The sequence below is a fragment of the Devosia sp. P3_B2 genome, from assembly GCF_056402875.1.
The window spans coordinates 162,285-176,623 of record NZ_JBFUGO010000007.1 but is presented as its reverse complement, the minus strand read 5'-3'; the positions used below and the strand labels follow the sequence as shown (position 1 = coordinate 176,623).

Below are 14,339 nucleotides of genomic sequence, written 5' to 3'. Positions count from 1 at the left end.
AGTGACCCGGCCGCAAGAAATCCCCAGCGCCTAAGCCTCACCCATTAGCTCCCTCAGGACATCCGGGATCAACCCCGGCAGGTCCTCAGCAATCAGCCCCGGCCCACCCCAAAGGTTGCCCGCCTCGCCGTGCATCCACACTCCGGCGCACGCGGCGTCGAACCCCTTCATGCCCTGCGCCAACAGCCCCGCGATGATGCCCGCCAGCACGTCGCCCGAGCCGGCCGTGCCCAATATCGCCGGCGCATTGTCGTTGATCACCGCGTGACCATCCGGCGCTGCGACCACCGTGTCGCTGCCCTTCAGCACCACGATGGCGCCGGAGCGCAGCGCCGCCGAGCGCGCCCGGTCGACCTTCGAACCATCCACCTTACCGAACAGCCGCTCGAACTCGCCCTCGTGCGGGGTCATCACCACCGGCCGCTCGGGCTTGGCCTTGATCGCCGAAAACAGCGCCTCCGGACTATCCTTGAAGCTGGTCAGTGCGTCGGCATCGAGCACCACGGCAGCATCGCTCTGCAGCACGACCGACACGTTCGCCTTGGTCGCCTCACCCAACCCCGCCGCGGGCCCGATCACCACTGTGTTGATCCGCTGATCCTGTAGCAGCAGCTGCAGGCTCGCCGCCCCATCTACTGGCTTCAGCATGATCGCCGTGACGTGGTTGGCCTGGATCAGCAGCGACGAATGTGCGCCCGCCAGCGTCACCAGCCCTGCCCCGGTCCGCAGCGCCGCCATCGCCGTCATCCGGCTGGCGCCCGTCTGCAGCGGTCCGCCGGACATCACCACGCAGTGGCCGCGAGTAAACTTGTGGCCCTCGGGATCGAGCCTGGGCAGGCTCCACAGCTCCGGGCCATTGCGGCTGAGGTTCGGCCTGATCTCGCCGAGCACGCTCTCGGGAATGCCGATCTGGCTCAGCACTACCTCGCCGCACCGCGCCCGGCCTGGCAGCAGCAGGTGCCCCGGCTTCAGCCGGAAGAACGTCACCGACACATCGGCCTTAACCGCGACGCCGCGCACCTGCCCGCTCGCCCCGTCAATGCCCGAGGGCACATCCACCGCGACGATCGGCACGCGCATCCCGTTCACGGCCTCGATCAGCTCCGCCAGCCCGCCCTCGATGTCCCGATCGAGCCCTGCACCTAGCAGCGCATCGACAATCACCTTCGCGCCACGCAACCCATCCGGCCGCGCCGCCTGGATCTGTGCATTCCACAGGTCGGCGAAGAATGCCGCATCGCCCTTCAACCGGTCGCGCTCGCCGAACAGCGCCACCCGAACCTCGCGCCCGAGTTCCTTGAGCTTCTTGCCGGCAACAAACCCATCGCCGCCATTGTTGCCCGGCCCACAAAGGATCAGCACCTGACCCTCGGGATAGCGCTCCTGCACCACATCGGCGACAGCGTTGCCCGCCGCCTCCATCAGCTTGAACGACTGGATGCCCGATGCGACCGCAAGCGCATCGGCGCGACCCATTTCGGCTGGCGTAAGGAGGACGTGTTCGCTGGTCATGCGCCGACCCTAGCCGCGCCCGCCGAAAACAAAAAGGCCGCCCCGAAGGGCGGCCCTGAACTTGTGATTGGAGCGCACCAGCTTAGTGGTGGTGCTCCTCCGGAACCTCGTCCTCGTCCGAAGCGATGATCTTGCTCAGCTCGGCGCGGGTCATCGGCTTGTCGGTCTTCTTGGCGAGCTCGGTGACGAAATCCACCACCTTGTTCTCGAACACCGGCGCGCGGAGGCCAGCGAGGGCCTGCGGGTTCTTGCGGTAGTAGTCGTAGACCTGCTGTTCCTGGCCCGGGAAGCGGCGCACTTCGGCGATCAGCGCCTGCTGGTGCTCGTCCTCGGTGACCTCGACCTTGTTCTGGTTGCCGATCTCGGCGACCACCAGACCCAGGCGCACGCGGCGCTCGGCGATCTTCTGGTACTGTTCCTTGGCGGCTTCCTCGGTCGTGCCTTCGTCCTCGAAGGACTTGCCGTGGTGCTCGACCTCGTGGACGACGCGCTGCCAGATGGTGTTGAACTCGGCTTCCACCAGCTGCTCGGGAACGGCGAACTTGTGGCCTTCGTCGAGCTGGTCCAGAATCTGGCGCTTGATCGCCTGGCGACCCATGGAGTCGAGCGCCGCCTTCATCTGGTCCTTCACGGCGTTGCGCAGGCCCTCGACGTTCTCGAGGCCGAGCGACTTGGCGAACTCGTCGTTGAGCTCACCGGCCTTGGGCCCATCGATGTGGAGGATGGTGACTTCGAAGTCGGCCTTCTTGCCGGCCAGTTCGTCCTGCGCGTAGTCCTTGGGGAACGTGACCTTGACGGTCTTGGTCTCGTTCTTCTTCATGCCCACGAGCTGCTCTTCGAAGCCCGGGATGAACTCGCCCGAACCGACGGTCAGGTGCGCGTGGTCGGCCGAGCCGCCGGCGAAAGCCTCGCCCTTGATAGTGCCCTTGAACGAGAGACCGAGACGATCGCCGTTCTCGACGACGCCGTCCTCGCCCTTTTCCTCATAGCCGCGCTGCTGCGCGAAGACGCGCTGCACTTCGGTGTCCACGTCCTTCTCGTCGAGCTCGACGACCGGCTTGTCGACCGCGAGGGTCTTGAAGTCCATCAGGGTCACCGGCGGCAGCACTTCGTAGCTGACGTCAAAGTTCAGGTCGGCATCGCCGTCCAGCACTTTGTTGATCACATCCTGGTCTTCCGGCAGGTCGACCTTGGGCTGGGTGGCGGCGCGCTCGGAGCGGTCATCGAGGGTCTTGGAGACCGTCGAGTTGATCGCGTCGGACAGCACTTCGGACATCGCCGAACGGCCATAGACCTTCTTCAGGTGCGCGGTCGGCACCTTGCCGGGGCGGAAACCCTTGATGTTCGCAGTGCCCTTCAGCTCGTCGAGCCGCGCATCCAGCCGCTCGCTGAGATCCTTCTTGGGGATGACCAGGGAAAGTTTGCGCTTGAGGCCCTCGTTGAGGGTTTCTGTGACCTGCATTGGGGTATCCCGTTAACTTTTCAATTTCGTGTGGCCGGGGTGCGGGTGGCGGCTGGTGCGGGTGAGAGGGCTCGAACCTCCACGCCTTGCGGCGCTGGAACCTAAATCCAGTGCGTCTACCAGTTCCGCCACACCCGCAAGGTGCCCCGTCGGCCGGGTCGCGTGCATATATGTGAAGAATTGGGGAAGGTCAAAGGGAGAGGTGGAGTGCGGGGTACTACCGCTCCAGTCGCGCCTTGGCGGCCGCGATGAATGCGCCCTTCAGCTCATTGTATCTACCGCGGCCAACCGGCGCTGCGGCGACCGCTCGTTCCTTCTCTTCTGCGTACGCGTCGCGAAGATCGGTATCGGCGCGCAGCGCGTCGCGGAATGCCAGGTTGGTGCGCCAGGAGTGGCCGAGGTGTTCGACAACGTGGACCAGGTGAGTCCGCTCGGTCGCGTCGCGGCCTCGACCGAAGATGTAGCGTCCGGGGACGCCGGCGTTCTCGGCGTAGTCGTAACCAAGGGCCAGCAACGGATCGTGGCCGAGCTGCCAGTTCTCGAGTGGCGCTACGCCGACGAGAATGTCGAGGATCGGCTTGGCGCGCATGCCCGGGACCGCGGTGGAGCCGTAGTGCTCGATGCCGATGGCCACGCCGGCGAGCGCTGAGGCAAGGCGGTTGCGTTCGCGCTCGAACTCGACCGGCCAATCCGGATCGTAGTCGACCAGCGCGTTCGTACCGTTCTTCAGCCCGAGCATTTGCCCACTTTCGCTGCAAACCGATCTTTGTCACTGTCCGTTCGCTCGTTCCGGAACACCGAAATGAACAAACCAGCGGCTCGATGCACATCTTTTGTGCATGCGCCTGCAATGACGCCTCGCCTGCAGGATCAGATGTTCGTCGTAGGCGCTTATTTTGGCAAGGTTTTCTTGCCCGCCGGCGAGCTGGCACGGACCCTGCATACAACCGAGCGGCACCCGACCGGTGCCTGTTGGAGGCCTGAATGAAGAAGATCGAGGCTATCGTAAAGCCGTTCAAGCTCGACGAAGTGAAGGAAGCGCTGCAGGAAGTTGGTCTGCAGGGTATCACCGTCACCGAAGCCAAGGGTTTCGGCCGTCAGAAGGGACATACCGAGCTCTACCGGGGCGCGGAATATGTCGTCGACTTCCTGCCCAAGGTGAAGGTCGAGGTGGTGTGCCCCGACGACCTCGCCGAAAAAGCGATCGAAGCGATCCGCACGGCTGCGCAAACCGGTCGCATCGGCGACGGAAAGATCTTCGTCTATTCGATCGAACAGGCTATCCGCATCCGCACCGGCGAATTCGGCGACGACGCGCTCTGAGACGCGCCACGCCCGCCTACATCAACCCAGCCTTACACAGGGGAACTGAATGACCACTGGAGCCGACATCCTCAAGCGCATCAAAGATGAGGATATCAAGTACGTCGACCTGCGCTTCACCGACATGCGCGGCAAGCTGCAGCACGTGACCTTCGACCAGACCATGGTCGACGAAGACCTGTTCGAAGAAGGCACGATGTTCGACGGCTCGTCGATCGCCGGCTGGAAGGCCATCAACGAGTCGGACATGGTGCTGATGCCCGATCCGAACTCGGCCTACATGGACCCGTTCTTCGGCGCCTCGACCCTCGCCATCAACTGCGACATTCTCGAGCCCCTGACCTACCAGCCCTATTCCCGCGACCCGCGCACCACTGCCAAGAAGGCCGAGGCGTACGTGAAGGAGCTGGGGATCGGTGACTCGGTCTATTTCGGCCCCGAGCCCGAATTCTTCATCTTCGACGACGTCCGCTACTCGAACACCACGTACAAGGTAGGCTTCTCGGTCGACTCGACCGAACTGCCGACCAACAACGACACCGAGTACGAGTCGGGCAACACCGGCCACCACATCGCGCTGAAGAAGGGCTACTTCCCGGTTCCGCCGCTCGACAGCGCGCAGGATATCCGCGGCGAGATGCTGGCAGCGATGGGCGCGATGGGCGTTCCGATCGAAAAGCACCACCACGAAGTGGCCTCGGCCCAGCACGAACTCGGCATCAAGTTCTGCCCGATCATCAAGGCGGCAGACTCGGTCCAGATCTACAAGTACGTGATCCAGCAGGTCGCCCAGGCCTACGGCAAGACGGCCACCTTCATGCCGAAGCCGGTCTATGGCGACAACGGCTCGGGCATGCACTGCCACCAGTCGATCTGGAAGGACGGCAAGCCGCTCTTCGCCGGTGACCAGTATGCTGGCCTCTCGATGGACGCGCTCTACTACATCGGCGGCATCATCAAGCACGCCAAGGCCATCAACGCCTTCACCAACCCGACCACCAACTCGTACAAGCGCCTGGTCCCCGGCTTCGAAGCCCCCGTGCTGCTCGCCTACTCGGCGCGCAACCGTTCGGCTTCCTGCCGTATCCCCTTCGGCCAGTCGCCGAAGGCCAAGCGCGTCGAAGTGCGCTTCCCCGATCCGCTGGCGAACCCGTATCTCGGCTTTGCCGCGATGCTGATGGCCGGCCTCGACGGCATCAAGAACAAGATCCACCCGGGCGACCCGATGGACAAGGATCTGTACGAGCTGCCCAAGGAAGAACTGAAGCAGATCCCGACCGTTTGCGGCTCGCTCCGCGAGGCGCTCGAGAGCCTCGACAAGGACCGCGACTTCCTCAAGGCCGGTGGCGTGTTCGACGACGACCAGATCGACAGCTATATCGAGCTGAAGATGACGGAAGTGATCAAGTTCGAGCACACCCCGCACCCGGTCGAGTACGAGATGTACTACTCGGCGTAATCGCCGACACGATCGACGAATTGAAAGGGCTCCCTCGGGGGCCCTTTCTTCTTTTCTTGCCCAGCGCTATCGATCCGCCTTCGATCGCTCTGGAGCTCCGATGTCGAGCCGCTGGCGCCAAACCTCACCCCAGGAACTTGCCGGTTGGCTCTCCGGCGCCAGTGTGCCGTGGGCAATTGCCGGCGGCTGGGCGCTCGACCTGTGGCTTGGCGAGACCACCCGCGAGCACTCCGACATCGAGATCGCCTGCTTCCACACCGACCTGGCAAGGCTCCTGCCCTCGCTTCAGGGCTTTGAAATCGCCATTGCCCGCAACAAGCAGCTGACGCCGTACCGGACCGGCGAACCTCTGCCCGCATCGCCATTCAGTCTCTGGCTGCGCCGGGTCGGCGAGCTTCTGTGGGACTTCGAAATCGTCGCCGAATCCCAACGGGATGACGCCTGGGCCTATCGACGCGAACGCACCATCCAGCGACCGATCCAATCGACTTTCACGACCTCCACGCTGGGGTTCCCCATCATCGCTCCCGAGATTCAGCTCCTCTACAAGTGCAAGGAACCCCGCCCGAAGGATCTCGAGGATCTGCGCCGCTGCCTACCGCACCTCCAAGGGAACGCGATCGGCTGGCTTCGTTCCGCGGTCGCCTTGGCACACCCGGAGTTCCTGGCGACGCTTGAGGATATCGTCGCGGCGGGATGACGCCGGCACACACGGGGTCGCCTACACCCTCGTCGCCACCCAGATCACGTGCCGCGCACCTTTGCCGCCGTGCGCGCGGGCTTTCAGTTCCTCGACCTTCATCCCCGATTGCTGCAGCCGCTTGGTGAAATGCGCGTCGGGGGCAACCGACCACACCGCGAGCATCCCGCCGGGCCGCAGCGCTGCCTTGGCGGCGGCGATGCCACCGTGGCTGTAGAGCCGGTCATTGCCGGGGCGCGACAGGCCTTCCGGGCCGTTGTCGACATCGAGCAGGATGGCATCGAACTTCTGCGCGTCGCCGGCCATGACGCCGCCGACGTCACCCTGCCGCAGCGTCACGCGCGGATCGTCGAGACTGTCGCCGTGGATGGTGGCCAGCGGCCCGCGGGCCCAGGTGACGATCTCCGGCACCAGCTCGGCAACCACCAGCTCCACGTCCGACCGAAACGCCTGAAGCGCCGCGCGCAGGGTAAAACCCATGCCGAGCCCGCCGATGAGCACCCGCGCTTTCGGCCGGTCGCCGATGCGCTCGGCGGCAATCGTCGCCATCACTTCCTCGGAGCCGCTCAGCCGGCTGCTCATCAGCCCGATCGTCCCGGCGAAGATAGTGAACTCCTGGCCGCGCTGCATCAGCCGGAACTCATCGCCCCCCGGCACCTTCGCCCGACCCAGCTCAATCCACGGCAGCACAGCAGTCTCCTTGCGAGAGCCGGCAGCTTTAGCGCTGTCGCCGCGTTGATGACAGCCCCACCTGTTTGCTCGGCGCTCGGGGGCTGGCATGCTGAACGCCAACAACGGGGATTCGACATGAGTATCGGCCTGCTCGGACTGCTCGACGACGTGACTGCGCTGGCCAAGGTGGCGGCGGCCTCGATCGACGACGTCGCCGGACAGGCCGCCAAGGCCGGACTGAAGGCCGCCGGAGCGGTGATCGACGATACGGCGGTGACGCCCAACTACGTCACCGGATTCGAGGCCAATCGCGAGTTGCCGATCGTATGGAAGATCGCCGTCGGCTCGGTCCGCAACAAGCTGCTGATCCTGCTTCCCGCGGCGCTGGCACTGAGCTTCTTCGCACCCTGGCTCATCACCCCGCTGCTGATGATCGGCGGCGCCTATCTTTGCTACGAAGGCGCCGAGAAGGTCTACGAGGCGGTGTTTCCGCACGAAGCCCACGCGCTCGAGGCCGACCTGGAGCAGCCTGCTAACGAGCCAAGATCGCTGGAGAACGAGCGCGTCGCCGGCGCCATCCAGACCGATTTCATCCTCTCGGCCGAGATCATGACCATTGCGCTGGCCGCGCTGCCGGAGATGCCGTTCTGGGAGCAGGCGCTGGTCCTCGCCGTCGTCGGCATCGGCATCACGCTGCTCGTCTATGGCGCGGTGGCGCTGATCGTCAAAGCCGACGATATCGGCCTCGCCCTGGCCCGGAAGGGCCTAACGCGCGGCGGCCGGGCCTTCGGCCGCGGCATTCTTGTTGCCATGCCGTGGATCATGCAGTTCCTCAGCGTCGTCGGCACCGCGGCGATGATATGGGTGGGCGGCGGCATCGTCGTCCACGGCCTCGCCGGCTTCGGCCTCGACCAGCTCGACCATCTGATCGAGGGGATCGCCCATGGCGCTGCAGGCCTGCTGCCGGCCTTTGCCGAACTAGCGACGGAGCTGGCCGTCATCGTCGCCGACCTCGTTTTCGGCCTGCTGCTCGGGCTGGCGCTCATCCCGGTCGCCAGTTTCGCCATCGCGCCTGCATGGAAGGCGATCCGCGGCATCTTCCGCCGCCAGCCTTCCACCTGATCGAGACGAGCAAAGGGGCCCAGTTGGGCCCCTTTCAACTCCAGGGCTGGCGCTCAGCGGATATCGCCGAAGAACCCGCGCACGTCGTCTACCCACACGTCCGGCACTTCCAGCACCGCATAGTGCCCGCCGACGTCGAACTCGTTCCAACGGACGATCGTGTTGCTGGTCTCGCCATAGCGACGGATCGGCACTTCATCGTAGCCGAACACTGCGACACCGGTCGGTACGCCCGAGTTCGCCTTGGGCGACCAAGCCTCCGGATCATGCGCGTTCTCGTAGTAGAGCCGGATCGACGAGGCGGCGGTGCCTGTGAACCAGTAGATCATGAAGTTGGTGAGGAACCGGTCCATCGGCACGGCGTCGACGCGATCGCCAAAGCTGGTGAACAGCTCGCTGATCCAGGCCAGCAGCCCCGCCGGCGAGTCCGAGATGCCGTAGGCCAGCGTCTGCGGGCGGCTCGACTGCATGATGTTGAAGCCGAAGTGCTCGGCCATGAAGCGCTGCACCCGCTGCAGGCGCACCTTTTCGCTGTCGGTGAAGGTGGCGATCTCTTCCGGCGAAACCGGGCCGAACGGGATGAAGCCCATGGTCGCGGCGTTGAGGTGGACACCGATGATCCGCTCGGGGGCCAGGCGGCCGATCTCGGGCCCGATGATGGCGCCGGCGTCACCGCCCTGCACGGCGAACTTCTGATAGCCGAGGCGGCTCATCAGCTCGATGAAGGCCTTGCCGATGCGGACATTGTTCCAGCCGGCCTCGCGGGTCGGACCGGAGAAGCCAAAGCCCGGCAGCGACGGCACGACGACGTCGAACGCATCCTCGGCCTTGCCGCCGTGGGCGACAGGGTTGGTCAGCGGCCCGATCACATCGAGGAACTCGACGATCGAACCCGGCCAGCCGTGGATCAGCAGCAGCGGCGTGGCGTTCTTTTCGGCCGACTTCACATGGATGAAGTGGACGTTCTGGCCGTCGATCTCGGTGGTGAACTGCGGCAGCCCGTTGATCTCTGCCTCGGCCTTGCGCCAGTCAAAACCGTCCAGCAGCCGGTCGACGGCGCCACGGACGTAAGCGTTGGTCGGGCCGGCGGCCCAGCTGCCGTCAACTTCGCTCGGCATCACGGTGCGGGCGAGACGGTCGCGCAGGTCCTGCAACTGAGCGGCGGAAACGTCGATCTTGAAGGGGGTGATGGTGGCCATTTCGGGTACTCCGTTCGGGGGTGATCGTTGAAGACACCCCTTCGTACCCAACCCCCACTAGGGATTATTGGAAGTTTCCGACAACCGGATTCGGGACCGCCCGGACGATCTCTTTCGGGGTCTGGCCCATGATCGCCTTGAGCGAATTGATCATGTGCGCCTGGTCCGAAAAACCCAGCGCCAGTGCCACGTCCACCGCCGGCCGGCCCATCTGCAGCATCGACACAGCCTTCTGCGCCCGCTGCACCAGCGTGAAGTGCTTGTAGGTAAGCCCGGTGGTGCGGAGAAAATGCCGCTGCAGCGTGCGCTCGGTCATCGCCTTGGGCTGGCCTTCGACCACCGAGGCGACCAGCTCGTTGCTGTCGATGATCCCGTCGCGCACCAGCCGCTCGACGAACACGTCGGCATTCTCGAAGGTCGGAATCTCGCGCACGTCGGTGCCGATCCAGAAGCCGCCCTTGCCGAACTTCTCCAGCATCACGCCTTCGTCGCGCATGATGTCGCCCGGCATCAGCGGCATGAAGCTGTGCGGCTTGAACGAGATCACCAGCTGCTCGTCGCCCACCTCGTGCTCGTAGACCACCGGCTGGGTGGTGAGCCCGGTGCGCAGCACCATGGTCTCGTCGCCACGCTTGATGATCGCGATATCCCAGCAGCCGTCGGGCTGCATCAGCGTCGTCCCGGTCGTGTCGAAACGAACGGAGCTGATGCTCTCGACGAAGGGCGAGTCGATCGGCCGGCTTTGCACGATGCGCTTCATGGAACGGAGCCTAGCAGCGACACGCCGGGATGCCAAATCACCTGCCCTGCCAACCCTCTGGCGCTCGTCGCCGACATGGCTATGCTGCCGCCTGCCTTGCTGGTCCGGAGCCCGCCATGACGCCCGAATTCCTCATCACCACGCTGGTCATCGTCGCCTCGCCGGGGACCGGCGTGCTGTATACGCTAGCTGCGGGCCTTACGCGCGGCGCGAGTGCCAGCATCCTCGCGGCACTCGCGTGCACGCTGGGGATCATCCCGCACGTGGCCGCGGCGATCACCGGGCTCGCCGCCCTGCTTCACACCAGCGCACTGGCCTTCGAGATCGTCAAATACCTCGGCGTCGCCTACCTGCTCTACATGGCCTGGGCGACGCTCAGGGAGAAAGGCGCTCTCAGCGTCGACACCGAGGCGGCGCCGAAATCAGTGCGCCAGGTGTTGGTCTCGGGCATCCTGATCAACATCCTCAATCCGAAGCTGTCGATCTTCTTTTTTGCCTTCCTGCCCCAGTTCGTGCGGACGGACTCGCCCGACGCCCTGCCCCAGATGCTGGAATTGAGCGCGGTGTTCATGGCAGCCACCTTCGTGATCTTCGCCATCTACGGCGTGTTCGCCGCTGCGGTGCGCCAGCACATCGTCACCCGCCCGCGCGTCCTCACCTGGATGCGTCGCAGCTTCGCCGCCGCTTTCGTGGCGCTGGGGGCTAAACTGGCGCTGACCGAGCGCTAGGCGCCGGCGGACAGGTGCAGGCGCTCCTCGAGGCCCTCGGGGTCCTGCTCGCTGAGGAACTGCACGGCGAAGCCGACCTCCAGCCAGCGCACCACACGCGCCACCACCCGGCCCACTGCCAGGGGTGTGCCGAGATCGGGCTGTACGTCCGCTGACAGCGCTGCGCCCGAGCGCGACATGTCGATGATCAGGCAGGGCAAGCGGCTGCCATCGCCGAAGAGGATTGTCGAGCGTGGGTCGCGCGGCATCAGGCGCCGATGTGCCCGCTTGTCGGCCACGCCCTGGAACACCTTCTTCTTGTACCAGCCGATGCGCTTGACCAGCAGGTCGCGCTCGTCGGGGTTAGCCTCAATCGCCATCGAGAATCCACCTTCGATCAGCCGGGCAACCCGGCCCCTGACGGTTCCGAAGGGTTCGAAATTGGCAGAAAGCTCTTCGCCGGGAGCACCAAGTACTGGGGCCGACGCGACCATCAACTGTGGCGAAATGCTCTGCAGTCGGCAGGCGAAGACCTGGACGCGATGGGTGCGATTCTTGCGGCTGGCGAGCAGATAGCGGCCCATCAGCGCGCCGATGAATCGTACATCGCTGGACCGCGGGGAGGCATCCTGCCTCATTGCGAGCTTCCTGGCTGGCGTTAGATGTAATCGTTATCATCACGCTAGCGTGAAAGCCTGAATGCCCCGTTGCCTCCTACCGGCAATCCCTAGGGGCTCCACTAAGAATACGGTTACCATACGAGCCGCGAGGGCGGCCGGACGCTACTCTTTCAGTGCGAGCTTTTCGCCGGCAAGGAGGCGATGATCGCTGGTCGTCAAGGTGAGCAGTCCCTCGAGTTGGCTGATGGACTGCAGTTCGGCGAACTGTACGGCGAAGCCGGCCTCGATGTGCCGGACGACGCGACCGGGAACGGCCCCAACCCCGGCAAGGGATCCCACCGGCGGCAGCACGTCGGCCGAGACCGCCACGCCCGATTGCGACATGTCGATGATGAAGCACTCGAACCGCTTGCCACCGCCCAGCACCAGGCTGGCGCGGGTCTCCCGCGGCAGCACCCGCCTGTGGCCCCGGCGGTCGCTCACCGTCTTGAGCGTCCGACGCTTCAGCCAGTCGATCCGCGCCCCGAGCGTCACCTGTTCCTGCTCGGTACAATCGAAGGCCACCGCAAATCCGCCCTCGAGGATGCGACTGATCCGCCCATGGAGAATTCCGAGACCTTGCAAGGTCATGGTCAGTGCATCGCCGGGGGCACCGGCGACCGGAGCATTAAGGACGGCTTCGTGCGGCGAGATGCTGCGTGAACGGCAGGCGAACACCTTGACCGCTCCAGGCGTCTGCGCGCGGCTCGCGAGCACGTAGCTACCCATCACATCGCCGATGAAACGCACGTCCTTGCGGCTGGCCGGGCTGGGGCTGCGTAAGGTCCCGTCTTGCTTCGTCTGAGCCATAGCCGGACAATCCCGCGTGTCGTCGTACGCAAGTTTGCATATGCAGCTATGAACCAGACCTTACCTGCTGCGTGGACGCACAGTATTTCGGCGGGGCAACTAATGACATCGCACCGAAAAGTACAGCCAGCTCTCATCGGGTGGAGTTAAGCAGCCCCGCCGTAGGTGATTTGTACTACGACCAGGCGACTACCTTTCATCCACCTCCAGCATCATCGCCTCGAAGAACGCCTCCGGTCCCTCGACTTCCTTGAGTCGCTTGCCGTCGATCTGCAGGTATCTCGTCCCGACGTTCCTGACGAAGCTGCGATCGTGAGACACCAATACCGCGGTCGCTTCGTGCGCCAGGATCTCACCCTCGAGTGCCTCGCGACCAGGGATATCGACGTGGTTCGTCGGCTCGTCCATCAGGTAGAAGTTCGGCTCCGTCAGGCGCAGGGCCAGCAGCCCGAGCCGGGCGCGCTGCCCGAAGCTCAGCTGGCCGATCGGCCGCGTCTGCTTCTCGATGACGAAACCGGTCGCGGCGAGGAGGCTTCGCACGCGCGCGTCCGGCTGCTTGAAGGTGACCGAGATGAAGCTGTCCGGCGTCTCCTTCACCGGCAGTTGCGACATGTCCTGGTCGGTGTAGCCGAGCACCAGCGACGGCGTCACTCGGATGCCCGGCACGCCTTCCGGATCGGTCATAGCGCGGTGGATCAGCTTCACCAGCTGCGACTTGCCGGTGCCGTTTTTGCCCAGCAGCACGATGCGATCGCCCTGGAAGACGTGGAGCTTGTCGATCTTGAACAGCCCCTGCCCCGCGGGCGTCGTCACGGTAACGTTCTCGATCGCCACAAGGAGCTTGGCATGGGTGCCCCGGTTGGCGAGCTTGATCTCGCCCGAGCGCTCGCGATGCGCCGGACGCACCGCCTCCTCGATCTTCGCCGCCCGCTCCCTGAGCTGCTTGGTTTTCACCACCAGCAGGTCGCTGCCTGAGTTGATGCCGATATTGTTGAGCTTGGCCGCCTGCTTCCTGAGCTTGCCCGCCTCCTTCAGGTCACGCTCGTTCTGCGCCTCTTGCGACGCATCCTCGCGCTCGATCTCCCGGCGCGCCGCAGAGTAGGCGAGCGGCAGGTAGCGGGAGGTTCCGGGTCTCAGGAACAGCGTGCGGTTGGTCACCGCGTCGAGGAAATCCCGGTCGTGGCTCGCAACGATCAGCGGCAGGTTGCGCGCCTCGCGGTTCAGCCAGGTCTCGAGCCGGAACAGCTTTGACAGATCGAGATGGTTGGTGGGCTCGTCCATCAACAGCGCATCGGGATCAGTCACCCACACCCGTGCGATTAGCATCAGCCGCTGCCAGCCGCCGCTGAGCGCCGAGACCAACCGGTCACGCAACTCATACGGCGTCTCGAGCCCGTCGAGTGCCACATCGGCACGCCAGGCATCGGAATCGCGATCCGCTTCCGGCAAGGCGCCCAGCACGGCGTCGCGCATCGTCAGCGACATCAGCTCGGCCGGCACGTCCTGCTCAACATAGCCGATCCTCAGGCCACGCGAACGCACGACCTCGCCGGTCGTCGGCTCGGCCAGCCCGGTGATGACCCGCAGCAGCGAAGTCTTGCCCAAACCGTTGCCGGCGACGAGCCCGACGCGATCGCCATCGGCGACAACGAGGCTCAGGTCGTGGAACAGCGGATCGGTGGCGGTGATGGAGAGGTTCTTGAGGCTGATCGAGCCCATTTTCGTCTCTTCTGGATATCGGGGCGCGTATGCGCCGGTGCCGTCAATGGCTCACGCAGAAAGCGGAGCCGGCTTGGGCAGACCAGAATGGTGAGACGACGAAGACGTCCGGACCCCTTCGGCCAGCCCTGCAACTAAAGCTGCAGGGCCGAAACAGGGCCGCGACTGCGGTGCTGGTCATGACGATAGCCCACGCGACCCTCCTTGGTTGGCATTGCGGACGAGGCGTTTAGAG

General features: G+C 64.8%; 14 protein-coding genes and 1 tRNA gene. 5 read left to right on the top strand and 10 right to left on the bottom strand.

Translation table 11 applies throughout. The annotated features are described in order from the left end of the window. Window positions 1–30: 30 nt before the first annotated feature. The 4 genes from AC1DV8_RS12550 to AC1DV8_RS12535 all read right to left on the bottom strand — a co-directional run bounded on the left by AC1DV8_RS12550 (window position 31) and on the right by AC1DV8_RS12535 (window position 3,713). On the bottom strand, window positions 31–1,512 hold the full coding sequence (locus AC1DV8_RS12550) for an NAD(P)H-hydrate dehydratase (RefSeq protein WP_477157683.1): 1,482 nt from the start codon (window positions 1,510–1,512) through the stop codon (window positions 31–33). An 82-nt stretch (window positions 1,513–1,594) separates the two neighbouring features. Then, the gene (tig, locus tag AC1DV8_RS12545) at window positions 1,595–2,974 is read right to left on the bottom strand and encodes a trigger factor (RefSeq protein ID WP_477149458.1); all 1,380 of its coding nucleotides are present in this window, start codon (window positions 2,972–2,974) and stop codon (window positions 1,595–1,597) included. A 53-nt stretch (window positions 2,975–3,027) separates the two neighbouring features. Further along, a tRNA-Leu gene (locus AC1DV8_RS12540) sits at window positions 3,028–3,112 on the bottom strand. Between the two features lie 79 nt (window positions 3,113–3,191). Beyond that, window positions 3,192–3,713 (bottom strand): GrpB family protein, encoded by a 522-nt coding sequence (locus AC1DV8_RS12535; protein WP_477157682.1) that lies wholly within the window; start codon window positions 3,711–3,713, stop codon window positions 3,192–3,194. Between the two features lie 245 nt (window positions 3,714–3,958). Here AC1DV8_RS12535 and AC1DV8_RS12530 point away from each other — a divergent pair, with 245 nt between their 5' ends. From AC1DV8_RS12530 to AC1DV8_RS12520, 3 genes are all read left to right on the top strand, one after another. Continuing rightward, window positions 3,959–4,297 (top strand): P-II family nitrogen regulator, encoded by a 339-nt coding sequence (locus AC1DV8_RS12530; protein WP_046105125.1) that lies wholly within the window; start codon window positions 3,959–3,961, stop codon window positions 4,295–4,297. 49 nt (window positions 4,298–4,346) lie between these two features. Beyond that, on the top strand, window positions 4,347–5,756 hold the full coding sequence (gene glnA, locus AC1DV8_RS12525; RefSeq protein ID WP_477149460.1) for a type I glutamate--ammonia ligase: 1,410 nt from the start codon (window positions 4,347–4,349) through the stop codon (window positions 5,754–5,756). A 100-nt stretch (window positions 5,757–5,856) separates the two neighbouring features. Continuing rightward, on the top strand, window positions 5,857–6,456 hold the full coding sequence (locus tag AC1DV8_RS12520) for a nucleotidyltransferase domain-containing protein (protein ID WP_477157681.1): 600 nt from the start codon (window positions 5,857–5,859) through the stop codon (window positions 6,454–6,456). A gap of 21 nt (window positions 6,457–6,477) precedes the next feature. On the opposite strand, the gene AC1DV8_RS12515 is transcribed toward AC1DV8_RS12520, so the two are convergent. Continuing rightward, window positions 6,478–7,146 carry a spermine/spermidine synthase domain-containing protein gene (locus AC1DV8_RS12515; protein WP_477157680.1) on the bottom strand — a complete coding sequence of 223 codons (669 nt, stop codon included), beginning with the start codon at window positions 7,144–7,146 and terminating at the stop codon, window positions 6,478–6,480. A gap of 117 nt (window positions 7,147–7,263) precedes the next feature. Here AC1DV8_RS12515 and AC1DV8_RS12510 point away from each other — a divergent pair, with 117 nt between their 5' ends. Beyond that, window positions 7,264–8,250 (top strand): DUF808 domain-containing protein, encoded by a 987-nt coding sequence (locus AC1DV8_RS12510; RefSeq protein ID WP_477157679.1) that lies wholly within the window; start codon window positions 7,264–7,266, stop codon window positions 8,248–8,250. A 53-nt stretch (window positions 8,251–8,303) separates the two neighbouring features. Here AC1DV8_RS12510 and AC1DV8_RS12505 read toward each other — a convergent pair whose 3' ends face one another. Together AC1DV8_RS12505 and AC1DV8_RS12500 are read right to left on the bottom strand one after the other, a co-directional pair. Further along, on the bottom strand, window positions 8,304–9,449 hold the full coding sequence (locus AC1DV8_RS12505) for an epoxide hydrolase family protein (protein WP_477157678.1): 1,146 nt from the start codon (window positions 9,447–9,449) through the stop codon (window positions 8,304–8,306). 64 nt (window positions 9,450–9,513) lie between these two features. Beyond that, complete coding sequence (locus tag AC1DV8_RS12500; RefSeq protein ID WP_477157677.1) at window positions 9,514–10,209, bottom strand: helix-turn-helix domain-containing protein; 696 nt, start codon at window positions 10,207–10,209, stop codon at window positions 9,514–9,516. Between the two features lie 116 nt (window positions 10,210–10,325). On the opposite strand from AC1DV8_RS12500, the gene AC1DV8_RS12495 reads away from it, so the two are divergent. Continuing rightward, window positions 10,326–10,937: a LysE family translocator gene (locus tag AC1DV8_RS12495; protein ID WP_477157676.1), complete on the top strand. Its 612-nt coding sequence runs from the start codon at window positions 10,326–10,328 to the stop codon at window positions 10,935–10,937. Here AC1DV8_RS12495 and AC1DV8_RS12490 read toward each other — a convergent pair. The 3 genes from AC1DV8_RS12490 to AC1DV8_RS12480 all read right to left on the bottom strand — a co-directional run bounded on the left by AC1DV8_RS12490 (window position 10,934) and on the right by AC1DV8_RS12480 (window position 14,104). Beyond that, window positions 10,934–11,554: a PilZ domain-containing protein gene (locus AC1DV8_RS12490; protein WP_477149467.1), complete on the bottom strand. Its 621-nt coding sequence runs from the start codon at window positions 11,552–11,554 to the stop codon at window positions 10,934–10,936. The genes AC1DV8_RS12495 and AC1DV8_RS12490 overlap by 4 nt on opposite strands. Window positions 11,555–11,698: 144 nt before the next feature. Further along, the gene (locus AC1DV8_RS12485) at window positions 11,699–12,385 is read right to left on the bottom strand and encodes a PilZ domain-containing protein (protein ID WP_477157675.1); all 687 of its coding nucleotides are present in this window, start codon (window positions 12,383–12,385) and stop codon (window positions 11,699–11,701) included. Between the two features lie 189 nt (window positions 12,386–12,574). Then, window positions 12,575–14,104 carry an ABC-F family ATP-binding cassette domain-containing protein gene (locus AC1DV8_RS12480; RefSeq protein ID WP_477157674.1) on the bottom strand — a complete coding sequence of 510 codons (1,530 nt, stop codon included), beginning with the start codon at window positions 14,102–14,104 and terminating at the stop codon, window positions 12,575–12,577. Window positions 14,105–14,339: the final 235 nt, after the last annotated feature.

What these genes read in the sequence shown, in the direction of transcription:
- AC1DV8_RS12495 (WP_477157676.1), top strand. Translation starts at nt 10,326, where the DNA reads ATGACGCCCGAATTCCTCATCACCACGCTGGTCATCGTCGCCTCGCCG.
- AC1DV8_RS12500 (WP_477157677.1), bottom strand. Translation starts at nt 10,209, where the DNA reads ATGAAGCGCATCGTGCAAAGCCGGCCGATCGACTCGCCCTTCGTCGAG.
- AC1DV8_RS12535 (WP_477157682.1), bottom strand. Translation starts at nt 3,713, where the DNA reads ATGCTCGGGCTGAAGAACGGTACGAACGCGCTGGTCGACTACGATCCG.
- AC1DV8_RS12505 (WP_477157678.1), bottom strand. Translation starts at nt 9,449, where the DNA reads ATGGCCACCATCACCCCCTTCAAGATCGACGTTTCCGCCGCTCAGTTG.
- AC1DV8_RS12550 (WP_477157683.1), bottom strand. Translation starts at nt 1,512, where the DNA reads ATGACCAGCGAACACGTCCTCCTTACGCCAGCCGAAATGGGTCGCGCC.
- AC1DV8_RS12530 (WP_046105125.1), top strand. Translation starts at nt 3,959, where the DNA reads ATGAAGAAGATCGAGGCTATCGTAAAGCCGTTCAAGCTCGACGAAGTG.
- AC1DV8_RS12485 (WP_477157675.1), bottom strand. Translation starts at nt 12,385, where the DNA reads ATGGCTCAGACGAAGCAAGACGGGACCTTACGCAGCCCCAGCCCGGCC.
- AC1DV8_RS12520 (WP_477157681.1), top strand. Translation starts at nt 5,857, where the DNA reads ATGTCGAGCCGCTGGCGCCAAACCTCACCCCAGGAACTTGCCGGTTGG.
- AC1DV8_RS12490 (WP_477149467.1), bottom strand. Translation starts at nt 11,554, where the DNA reads ATGAGGCAGGATGCCTCCCCGCGGTCCAGCGATGTACGATTCATCGGC.
- AC1DV8_RS12510 (WP_477157679.1), top strand. Translation starts at nt 7,264, where the DNA reads ATGAGTATCGGCCTGCTCGGACTGCTCGACGACGTGACTGCGCTGGCC.
- AC1DV8_RS12480 (WP_477157674.1), bottom strand. Translation starts at nt 14,104, where the DNA reads ATGGGCTCGATCAGCCTCAAGAACCTCTCCATCACCGCCACCGATCCG.
- tig (WP_477149458.1), bottom strand. Translation starts at nt 2,974, where the DNA reads ATGCAGGTCACAGAAACCCTCAACGAGGGCCTCAAGCGCAAACTTTCC.
- glnA (WP_477149460.1), top strand. Translation starts at nt 4,347, where the DNA reads ATGACCACTGGAGCCGACATCCTCAAGCGCATCAAAGATGAGGATATC.